Below are 9,271 nucleotides of genomic sequence, written 5' to 3'. Positions count from 1 at the left end.
CAAGCACTGACAGCTTGAACGCCGCGTCGTAACGACCGTACTTACCCGACAGCCCGGCATCGCCATGCGCCTGGTACAAAGCAACCCACTTGCGAACTGTCGCTGCGTCAACACCATGGTTCGACGCCGCACTCGCGTAGCTTTCATCCCCACGCAAATAGCTATCGACAACCGTTCGCTTGAAACGCGCGCTGTGTCTGGACATGCAAAACCCCCGAAGGTTGTGTCCAACTTTCGGGGGTCAGTTCAGCGATGCCGGGCTTTTTTGTTGGATTGTCTATCCGAAAGAATCGGTTCCCGCGGTTTGTTAAAGAACCGCGGGAACTTCGCGATCAGACGTCCTTCTTCACCGCCGCGACGCGCAGAGAGAGCTCGCGCAGCTGCTGGGGACTGGCTTCCGAAGGTGCGTTCATCAACAGGTCGTAGGCCTGTTGGTTCATCGGGAACATGGTGATCTCGCGCAGGTTCTTGGCGCCGACCAGAAGCATGACGACACGGTCGACGCCGGCCGCCATGCCGCCATGCGGCGGGGCGCCATACTGGAAGGCGCGGTAGAGGCCGCCGAAACGTTGCTCGACCGTGGCGCGATCCAGCCCGACCGTCTCGAACGCCTTGACCATGGTTTCCGGCAGATGGTTGCGGATACCGCCGGAAGCGATCTCGAAGCCGTTGCAGACCATGTCGTACTGGAAAGCCTTGATGCCGAGCAGATCCTTGCCATTCAGCGCCTCGATACCACCCTGCGGCATCGAGAACGGGTTGTGGGCGAAATCGATCTTCTTTTCCTCCTCGTTCCATTCGAAGAACGGGAAGTCGACGATCCAGCACAGTTCGAAGCGCTCGCGGTCGACGAGGTTCAGCTCCTCGCCGGCACGCGTGCGTGCGGCACCTGCGAAGGTGACGAACTTCTTCGGATCGCCGGCAACGAAGAAGGCGGCGTCGCCATCGGCAAGGCCAAGCTGCTGGCGGATCGCCTCGGTGCGCTCCTCACCAATGTTCTTGGCCAGCGGACCGGCGCCTTCTAGCTTGTCGCCTTCCTTGCGCCAGAAGATGTAGCCCAGCCCCGGCTGGCCCTCGCCTTGCGCCCAGGAGTTCATGCGGTCGCAGAACGCGCGGCTGCCGCCGGTCTTTGCCGGAATGCCCCACACTTCGGCCTTTGGATCGTTGGCCAGGATGTTTGCGAAAACCTTGAAGCCAGAGTCGCGGAAATTATCGGAGACGGCCTGCATCTCGATGGGGTTGCGCAGGTCCGGCTTGTCGGAACCGTATTTGCGCATCGCGACGTCATAGGGAATGCGCTGGAATTTCTGCGTCACCGGCTTGCCGTTGGCGAAGGTCTCGAAGACGCCGCGCATCACCGGTTCCATGGTCGACAGCACGTCGTCCTGCTCGACGAAGCTCATCTCGAGGTCGAGCTGGTAGAATTCGCCGGGCAGACGGTCGGCGCGCGGATCCTCGTCGCGGAAGCAGGGCGCGATCTGGAAATAGCGGTCGAAGCCGGAGACCATGATCAGCTGCTTGTACTGCTGCGGCGCTTGCGGCAGCGCGTAGAAGGTGCCGGGATGGATGCGCGACGGCACCAGGAAGTCGCGCGCGCCTTCCGGCGACGAGGCCGTCAGGATCGGCGTCGAGAATTCGGTGAAGCCGACATCGGTCATGCGCTTGCGCATCTCGGCGATGATCTTGGTGCGCGCCACGATGTTCCTGTGCAGCGTCTCGCGGCGCAGGTCGAGGAAGCGGTATTTCAAGCGGATATCCTCGGGATAGTCCGGCTCGCCGAACACCGGCAGCGGCAATTCCTTGGCCGCCGACAGCACTTCGATCTCGCGGGCGAAAATCTCGATCTCGCCGGTCGGCAGGTTGGCATTTGTGGTGTCCGGCAGGCGCGCCTTGACCTCGCCGTCGACACGGATCACCCATTCGCCGCGCACCGTCTCGGCGACCTTGAAGGCGGGCGAATCCGGATCGGCGACAATCTGGGTCAGGCCGTAATGGTCACGCAGATCGATAAACAGCAGGCCGCCATGGTCGCGCACGCGATGCACCCAGCCCGACAGGCGAACCGAAGAGCCGACGTCGCTCTTTCTCAACTGGGCACAGGTGTGGCTGCGGTAACGATGCATTGTCATGGGTAAAGTCCGGATGTTGCGGGCCGAAGCCGGCCTCAAAAATTTGCGCGAAAAGCGCATGGGAGGTCTGATTTGTCAAGGCAAGCCGGCCTTGGCTGGTATCTTGGTCGTCTTTCGGCTTTCCCCCTCACAGGCCTATGAGCCCAGGGCCGATTGCCTGAGGCGGTGTGCAAGATGATCGACGACCAATGCCGCGCTGGCGGAAGACGTTGCGGCGCGATGAAGGCGTATCTCCGCCCCGGGCAATGGCGGCACATAACGGCCGGGATTGATACCGCGCAGGCCAGGCGCCAGCATGCTGCCTTTGACCACGGTGATCGCCAGGCCCTGCTCGACGATTGCCTCCGTGGCGGCGAGGCTCGGGCTGACATAGGGCCAGTCGCCATGGCCGGCCTGCTTTGTCGAGCGCGTCGATGGCCCAGGCGCGAAACAGGCAATCGGGATAGGACAGAGCGACGGGCAGCGGATCGAGCTCCTCGACGGCACGGGTGGACGCTGCCGCCCAGATCGCTCTTTCGCGGCATATCAGGTCACCTTCGGTCGTGCCCTCCGGATGCATGGCGATGACCGCGTCAAAGGATGAGCCGAGGCGTTTGAGCAGCAAGGCGGTGAGACCGATCTCCATGTCGACCTGCACGAGCGGAAATCGCTCGGCAATGTCGGCAAGCAGGCTTGGCAGGATCCTGGTGCCATAGTCTTCCATCACCCCGATGCGAACGTGCCCGGCCACACGATTGGAAACACGCGCAATTGCCTGCTCGTTGAGGGCGAGGATGCGGCGCGCATCGGTCAGAAAGCCCTCCCCGGCGGCCGTCAGTTCGACGCGAGCGGTCGAGCGGCGAAACAGGGCGGTGTCGAGGCGCTCCTCGAGACGTTTCGCCTGCAAGCTGACGGCGGCCTGGGTTCGATTGAGCTGCTCGGCGGCGCGCGTGAACGACAGCCGGTCGGCAACGACGACGAAGGCGCGCAGCAGTTCGGGGTCGAGGCTTGGAATGTTCATAGCCAAACATTATCAAACTCATTGCGCTTATTCGATTCCTTTCGACCAACCTGCCCGATATCGCTGGCGCTGAACTGGCAAGGTCGGGAAACAATGGAAATTCTGGGCGTGCTCGCGGCGATTCTGTCCAGCGCTCTCGGCGGCACTGCCGTCGGCGCAACACGATATCTCGCCGGCACGCCTGATCCGCTCACCATCGGCGCGGTGCGGTTCAGTGGTGGCTTTCTGGTCTTGGTCGCAGTGGCGCTCTGGCGGCGGGACACATGGCCGCCGAAGAGCGACTGGCTCGGCGCCAGCGCCTTGGGTCTGCTGGTCTTCGGTCTGTTTCCGGTGCTCTTCAATGGAGCCCTTGTCTACACGACGGCGGCGCGTGGTGCGCTGGCGCTTTCGACCCTGCCGCTGCTGACCATGCTTGCCGGAGCGGTGTTGCGGATAGAGCCGCCGACGATGCGCAAGATCGCCGGCGTCCTGATCGCCATGGCGGGGGTGGCCGCAGCACTCGGCACCAGCCTGGCGACGGCTCCCGCAGGTGCGTGGCGCGGCGACCTCATCATGGTCGCGGCGGCGTTCTGCATGGCGCTCTACAGCGTGTGGTCCCGACCATTCCTGTCACGCACCGCGCCGATCCCGTTCGTGGCGTTTGGCATGGGCGTCGGTGCGGTCTGCCTGTCGGCCCTTGCGGCTTCAAACGGCGGCCTCGCACGACTTGCGACGCTGAATGCGCCGCAGTGGATTGCGAGCGGCTACCTGGCCATCGTCTGCGGCGCGTTCATTTTCTTTCTCTGGGCATTCGCGCTGAGGCGCGCCGCGCCGACACTGGTTGCCGTCTCGGTTGCGGTCAATCCGGTAACGGCGTCGATCTTCGGCGTCGTCTTTCTGGGCGAACAGGTTAGCGCGAACCTGCTTGTCGGGCTCGTGGCGGTGCTGGCCGGAATAGCGATCGCTTCGGGAGCCACCAGAAGATTCGGCCTGTGACGGTCAAGCCACTCGCGTGAACAGCCAGCGCGCCGAGCCCCCTTTAAGCCAAATGGATCTCAGCGCCCTGACGCTCGAAATCGGCGAGGATCGCGGCCGGCGCGGTCTTTTCGACCACAAGATGGCGGATCGCCTCGGGCCTGGCGACCCGGTAGGGTGCGGCGGTGGCCAGCTTGTCATTGGTGACGGCGATGACGATGCCTATGCTGTTCTTGGCCATGGCCCGCTTCACCTCGGCCTCCGCCGAATCGAAGGCCGTCACGCCGCGCGAGGCATCGAGACCGCACGATCCCAGAATAAACAGGTCCGCGCCAAGCTGCGCGACGGCGGCAAGCGTGTCGGCGCCGACGCAGGCGCCGAGGTGGCGGTCGAACCGGCCGCCCAGCACAATCAGCTCGATCAAAGCGTGCTCTGACAGCGCGGTGGCAACTTCGAGCGAATTGGTGGCGACGGTCAGATCGAGGTCGCGCGGGATGGCCCGGGCAATCGCGGCATTGGTCGAGCCACTGTCGATGAACAGGGTCTGTCCGCGCGAAAGCAATGACACGGTCGCGCGGGCCAGCCGCGTCTTCTCTTCGACCGCATGGCCGGCGCGCAGGCCGACAGGCGTGGCGGCAAACGGTGCGGCTGCGACCGCGCCGCCATAGACGCGGCGGCATTGCCCAGCCTTCGCGAGCTCCCTGAGATCGCGGCGAACGGTGTCTTCCGAAACGCCGAAGCGGCTTGCCAGCTCGCCGGCCAGCACCCTTCCCTCGACGGCCAGGCGATCGCGGATGATTTGATGCCGCTCATCGGTCAGCATTGCATGATCCTGTTTCTTTGTGCACGTTCTTGCATGGTTTGCATGTTTGTGCAAGATGTAGGCACATCCAGGCGACGGAAACCCGCTCTCCTTTCTTGAAAGCCTCCCCCCTGTCTTGAAAGCATCGTCATGACCTTCGGCCTCAGCCTCGCTCCGCAACACCGGGTCTATGCCGGTTTTGCGATCTACTCGTTCGGCATGGGCAACATCTTTCCGCGGCTGCCTGACATCAAGCATGCCATGGGCATCGAGGACGGCACGCTCGGGCTCAGCCTGATCGGGACGCCGATCGGTACCTTGACCGCGCTGACGCTAGCGGCGCCGATCCTGGAGCGCGTCGGATTCCGCCGCGCCTTGCTCGGGCTGGTTCCGCTTTTGTCGGTTGCCTATGCCATTGCCGTGCACGCGCCTGGGCCGCTCGCCCTGTTCCTGATGCTCATTCCAGTCGGCCTGATGATCGGCAGCGTCGAGATCATCCTCAATATCGAGGCCGACAGGACCGAATTCCTGCTCAAGCGCCGGATCATGAACCGGGCGCATTCGTTCTGGAGCATAGGCTTTTTCGGCGCCGGCCTGTTCGGCGCCGCACTTGCGCATCTCGGCATATCGCCGCAACTGCACCTGGCGATCGTCGTACCGATTGTGGCGATAGGAATAGCGCTGTTTCTCGGCGGCTACGAACCGGCGCCGAGCCGCTTCGCCGGCAATGACGAGACGGCGCCAAGGCTGGCGCGGCCGACGCTGCCGATCCTCGTCCTCGTCGCGGTGACACTGTCGGCGATGCTGATGGAAGGCGCCAGCATCGACTGGTCGGCGATCTACATGCGCACCGTCTTCGATGCAGGCCCGTTCGTCGCCGGCTTCACGGTGGCGCTGTTTGCATTCTCGCAAGCGAGCACGCGCTTCTTCGCCGACAGTTTTGTCGAGCGCCACTCGCCAAGCGGCGTGGCGCGGGTGCTGCTGGCGACGATGGCGGCAGGCGTGCTGCTGGTCTTCTTCTCGCCTGCCCCGCTTGTATCGATGCTGGGCTTTGCCCTGCTGGGCATCGGCAGCAGTGCGATCTTTCCGCTGGCGATCTCGGCGGCCGCCCAGCGGACGGACCGCTCGGCGGCAATCAATGTCGCGGCGCTGTCGCAGATCTCCTTCGTCGCCTTCCTGCTCGGCCCGCCGCTGCTCGGCTTCGTCTCCGACCATTGGGGCATCCGCTCGGCCTTCGGCATCGGCATCCCGTTTATCATCCTCAGCCTGCTGACCGCCGGCTCGCTTGGCCGAAGGGCGGCCAGCCCTGTCGCGCCGGCAGCGGGCGAAGCGTTGGCGAGGGCTCACGAAGCTTGAACGGCGATCTTGTAGGGCACGCGCCTGTTGGCTAGCAGAATTGCCGCTGGCATTGGCTGATATGATGGTTCAAGAAGGAAGCCGACCAAGCGATTTCCTTCATGTCCTCCATCCGCCCGCTGATCCCGCTCCTCATCGCCGCCGGCATCCTGCTTGGCGGCAACGGGCTGCAGGGCACGCTGATCGCGCTGCGCGGCGCGCAGGAAGGGTTTTCCGCCTCCGACATCGGCTTGATGGGCACGTTCTATTTCGCAGGCTTCCTGCTCGGCTGCCTCGCCGTCACCCGAATCCTGAAGGCGGTCGGCCATGTCAGAACCTTTTCGGCGCTGGCCGCCACGGCCTCGGCCGGCACGCTGCTTCTGGTGCTGGTCATCGATCCGGTGATGTGGTGCGCGATCCGCTTTGCCGGCGGCTTCTGCTTTGCCGGCCTGTTCACCGTCATGGAAGCCTGGCTGAATTCCGGCGTCGAAAACAAGGATCGCGCGCGGGTACTGGCGATCTACCGCATGGTCGATATCGGCTCGGTGACCGGCGCGCAGTTCCTGATCCCGATCTTCGGCCCCGGCGGCTTTGCCATTTTCGCCATCATGTCGATGATGATCACGCTGTCGCTCGTCCCGGTGTCGCTTGGCGACCGTTCCAACCCGACGCCGCCGGAAGACGTCAAGCTGGATCTGGCGCGCGTCTGGCGGATCTCGCCGCTCGGCTGCTTCGGCTGCATCTGCGTCGGCGTCACCAACAGCGCCTTCCGCACGCTGTCGCCGGTCTATGCCGAGCAGATCGGCATGTCGGTGGCCGACGTTGTCACCTTCGTCAGCGTCGGCATCTTTGGCGGCGCCCTTATCCAGTATCCGCTCGGCTATCTCTCCGACCGCTGGGACCGGCGCGCGGTGCTGCTGGCCACGACATGCGGCGCCCTGCTGGCGGCGCTGGCGCTGGCCTTCGTCGCCGGCGCCAATCCGACCCTCAACCTGGTCATCGTCTTCATCTTCGGCAGCTTCGCCATGCCGCTCTATTCGTTGTCGGCGGCGCATTCCAACGACCGCGCCGACAAGGGCGAGTTCGTGCTAATCAACGCCGCTTTGATGCTGTTCTATTCGTTCGGCGCCATTGGCGGCCCCTTCGCGGCGTCGACGGTGATGCAGGTTTTCGGACCGGGCGCCCTGTTTGTATTCAATGCTGCGGTCTATGCCACCCTCATCGCCGTCATCCTCTACCGCATGCAGGTGCGTGGCAGCGTGCCGGCGGGCAAGCGCAGCCACTTTACGGCGCTGCTGCGCACATCGACTGTGTTCGCGCGGCTGGCGCGCAGGAATGGCGATTCCGACGGATCGACGGATACTTGACCGAAGGGCGGCTTGACGAAAGCGCCCACGGCTGAAATTGAAAGAGGACCTTACCCGTTACTAAAAAGCGATTTGATGCACGTCATCACCACCCAAAATGAGCTCGAGTCCGTTCTCGCCGCTTTTGAAAAGTCGGATTTCGTCACCGTCGACACCGAATTCATCCGCGAAACGACGTTCTGGCCGATTCTGTGCCTGATCCAGATGGCGGCGCCCGGCGTCACCGCGCTGATCGACCCGTTATCGCCCGACATCAACCTCGCCCCGTTCTTCCGGCTGATGGCCAACGAGGCGGTGGTCAAGGTGTTCCATGCCGCGCGCCAGGACATCGAAATCATCGTCCATCTCGGCGATCTGGTGCCGCATCCGGTGTTCGACACCCAGGTCGCGGCCATGGTCTGCGGCTTCGGCGACAGCGTCTCCTACGACCAGCTGGTGCAGCGCATCACCGGCGCCCGGCTCGACAAGTCATCGCGTTTCACCGACTGGCGCCACCGGCCGCTGTCCGACAAGCAGCTCGATTATGCGCTGGCTGACGTCACTCATCTGATCGATGTCTACAAGCACCTCAGCGCCGAACTGGAGCGGGAAAACCGCGCCCATTGGCTGAACGAGGAAATGGAGGTATTGACCTCGCGCGAGACCTACGATCCGCACCCCGAAGATGCCTGGAAGCGGCTGAAGATGCGGCTGCGCAAGCCGCAGGAGCTGGCGATCGTGCAGACGGTGGCGGCATGGCGCGAGCGCGAGGCGCGCGAGCGCGACGTGCCGCGCGGCAGGGTGCTCAAGGATGACGCCATATACGAGGTCGCCCAGCAGGCGCCGCGCGATGCGGCCGCGTTGAGCAAGCTGCGCACCACGCCGAAAGGTTGGGAACGGTCATCGACGGCAACCGCATTGCTCGGCGCGGTCAACACCGCGCTCGCTCTGCCCCGGGAAGAGATGCCGAAGCTGCCCAAGAGCTTTCAGCCGCCCGAGGGTTCGAGCGCGGCTGCAGAGCTGCTGAAAGTGCTGTTGCGGATCGTCGCCGAGAAGGAAGGCGTCGCCTCGAAAGTGCTGGCGTCCAGCGACGACATCGACCGCATCGCTGCCGAAGGCGAAGCCGCCGACGTGCCGGCGCTGCAGGGATGGCGGCGCGCCGTGTTCGGCGAGGCTGCGCTGAAGCTGGTGCGCGGCGAAATCGGCATCAAGTTCGACAAGCGCAAGATCGCGGTGTTCGATTTGTAGAGACTTGCCGGCCTGCTCAAACCAGGCCGAGCAGATGCAGCGCGAACCAGATCCATGCCAGCAAGAGAATGATCGCGCCCAGGTAGAAGGCGCGGCTGCGAAACCGCAGATTGTTGCTGGTCAGGTGGACCCAGGCGTGGGCATAGCGGGAAATCACGAAAATCCACATCAGAGCCAGGGTCAGATAATTGACGCCATTGGTCGCGTGCAGCGCCAGGCACAGCACGTAGAAAAGTACCGGCAGTTCGAACTGGTTGATGAGATTGTTGGCGACGGTTACGCTGGACGCCGGCTCGGTCGTGCGCGTCTTGTATTGACCGACCTTGGCTTCGCCTGATTTGACCGCACCGTAGCGGCGCCGGCCCATTACCACATAGACGATATAGACCAGCAGCACCTGCGCCAGCATCGGCCAGAAGATTGCCGTCTGGCTCATGGCGTTGCCCGTACTTTGTTG

9 protein-coding genes are annotated in these 9,271 nt (G+C 63.8%); 4 read left to right on the top strand and 5 right to left on the bottom strand.

All coding sequences use genetic code 11. The features are described 5' to 3' along the window. The 3 genes from AC1DXM_RS23525 to AC1DXM_RS23515 form a co-directional block, all read right to left on the bottom strand. On the bottom strand, nucleotides 1-205 hold a 205-nt coding region (locus tag AC1DXM_RS23525), incomplete at its 3' end, for a transposase (RefSeq protein WP_477236635.1). A 127-nt stretch (nucleotides 206-332) separates the two neighbouring features. Then, the gene (gene aspS / locus AC1DXM_RS23520; RefSeq protein ID WP_477236655.1) at nucleotides 333-2,123 is read right to left on the bottom strand and encodes an aspartate--tRNA ligase; all 1,791 of its coding nucleotides are present in this window, start codon (nucleotides 2,121-2,123) and stop codon (nucleotides 333-335) included. A 133-nt stretch (nucleotides 2,124-2,256) separates the two neighbouring features. Continuing rightward, nucleotides 2,257-3,129 (bottom strand): LysR family transcriptional regulator, encoded by an 873-nt coding sequence (locus tag AC1DXM_RS23515; RefSeq protein ID WP_477236633.1) that lies wholly within the window; start codon nucleotides 3,127-3,129, stop codon nucleotides 2,257-2,259. A 93-nt stretch (nucleotides 3,130-3,222) separates the two neighbouring features. On the opposite strand from AC1DXM_RS23515, the gene AC1DXM_RS23510 reads away from it, so the two are divergent. Next, nucleotides 3,223-4,104, top strand: coding sequence for a DMT family transporter (locus AC1DXM_RS23510; RefSeq protein WP_477236631.1), 882 nt, complete (start codon nucleotides 3,223-3,225; stop codon nucleotides 4,102-4,104). Nucleotides 4,105-4,147: 43 nt separating this feature from the next. Here the strand turns inward: AC1DXM_RS23510 and AC1DXM_RS23505 are convergent, their stop codons facing one another. Further along, a complete protein-coding gene (locus tag AC1DXM_RS23505; RefSeq protein WP_477236629.1) occupies nucleotides 4,148-4,906 on the bottom strand; it encodes a DeoR/GlpR family DNA-binding transcription regulator in 759 nt (252 codons plus the stop codon). A 129-nt stretch (nucleotides 4,907-5,035) separates the two neighbouring features. Here AC1DXM_RS23505 and AC1DXM_RS23500 point away from each other — a divergent pair, with 129 nt between their 5' ends. The 3 genes from AC1DXM_RS23500 (at nucleotide 5,036) to rnd (ending at nucleotide 8,814) form a co-directional block, all read left to right on the top strand. Then, nucleotides 5,036-6,241 (top strand): MFS transporter, encoded by a 1,206-nt coding sequence (locus tag AC1DXM_RS23500; RefSeq protein WP_477236627.1) that lies wholly within the window; start codon nucleotides 5,036-5,038, stop codon nucleotides 6,239-6,241. 101 nt (nucleotides 6,242-6,342) lie between these two features. Then, a complete protein-coding gene (locus tag AC1DXM_RS23495; protein WP_477236625.1) occupies nucleotides 6,343-7,587 on the top strand; it encodes an MFS transporter in 1,245 nt (414 codons plus the stop codon). Between the two features lie 75 nt (nucleotides 7,588-7,662). Beyond that, on the top strand, nucleotides 7,663-8,814 hold the full coding sequence (gene rnd, locus AC1DXM_RS23490; RefSeq protein ID WP_112563616.1) for a ribonuclease D: 1,152 nt from the start codon (nucleotides 7,663-7,665) through the stop codon (nucleotides 8,812-8,814). 16 nt (nucleotides 8,815-8,830) lie between these two features. Here rnd and AC1DXM_RS23485 read toward each other — a convergent pair whose 3' ends face one another. Continuing rightward, nucleotides 8,831-9,250 (bottom strand): MAPEG family protein, encoded by a 420-nt coding sequence (locus tag AC1DXM_RS23485; RefSeq protein ID WP_477236623.1) that lies wholly within the window; start codon nucleotides 9,248-9,250, stop codon nucleotides 8,831-8,833. Nucleotides 9,251-9,271 lie beyond the last annotated feature (21 nt).

Source organism: Mesorhizobium sp. P3_A2, from assembly GCF_056403115.1.
This window is presented reverse-complemented; position numbering and strand designations above follow the sequence as displayed.

What these genes read in the sequence shown, in the direction of transcription:
- AC1DXM_RS23500 (WP_477236627.1), top strand. Translation starts at nt 5,036, where the DNA reads ATGACCTTCGGCCTCAGCCTCGCTCCGCAACACCGGGTCTATGCCGGT.
- AC1DXM_RS23495 (WP_477236625.1), top strand. Translation starts at nt 6,343, where the DNA reads ATGTCCTCCATCCGCCCGCTGATCCCGCTCCTCATCGCCGCCGGCATC.
- AC1DXM_RS23485 (WP_477236623.1), bottom strand. Translation starts at nt 9,250, where the DNA reads ATGAGCCAGACGGCAATCTTCTGGCCGATGCTGGCGCAGGTGCTGCTG.
- AC1DXM_RS23515 (WP_477236633.1), bottom strand. Translation starts at nt 3,129, where the DNA reads ATGAACATTCCAAGCCTCGACCCCGAACTGCTGCGCGCCTTCGTCGTC.
- AC1DXM_RS23505 (WP_477236629.1), bottom strand. Translation starts at nt 4,906, where the DNA reads ATGCTGACCGATGAGCGGCATCAAATCATCCGCGATCGCCTGGCCGTC.
- AC1DXM_RS23510 (WP_477236631.1), top strand. Translation starts at nt 3,223, where the DNA reads ATGGAAATTCTGGGCGTGCTCGCGGCGATTCTGTCCAGCGCTCTCGGC.
- aspS (WP_477236655.1), bottom strand. Translation starts at nt 2,123, where the DNA reads ATGCATCGTTACCGCAGCCACACCTGTGCCCAGTTGAGAAAGAGCGAC.
- rnd (WP_112563616.1), top strand. Translation starts at nt 7,663, where the DNA reads ATGCACGTCATCACCACCCAAAATGAGCTCGAGTCCGTTCTCGCCGCT.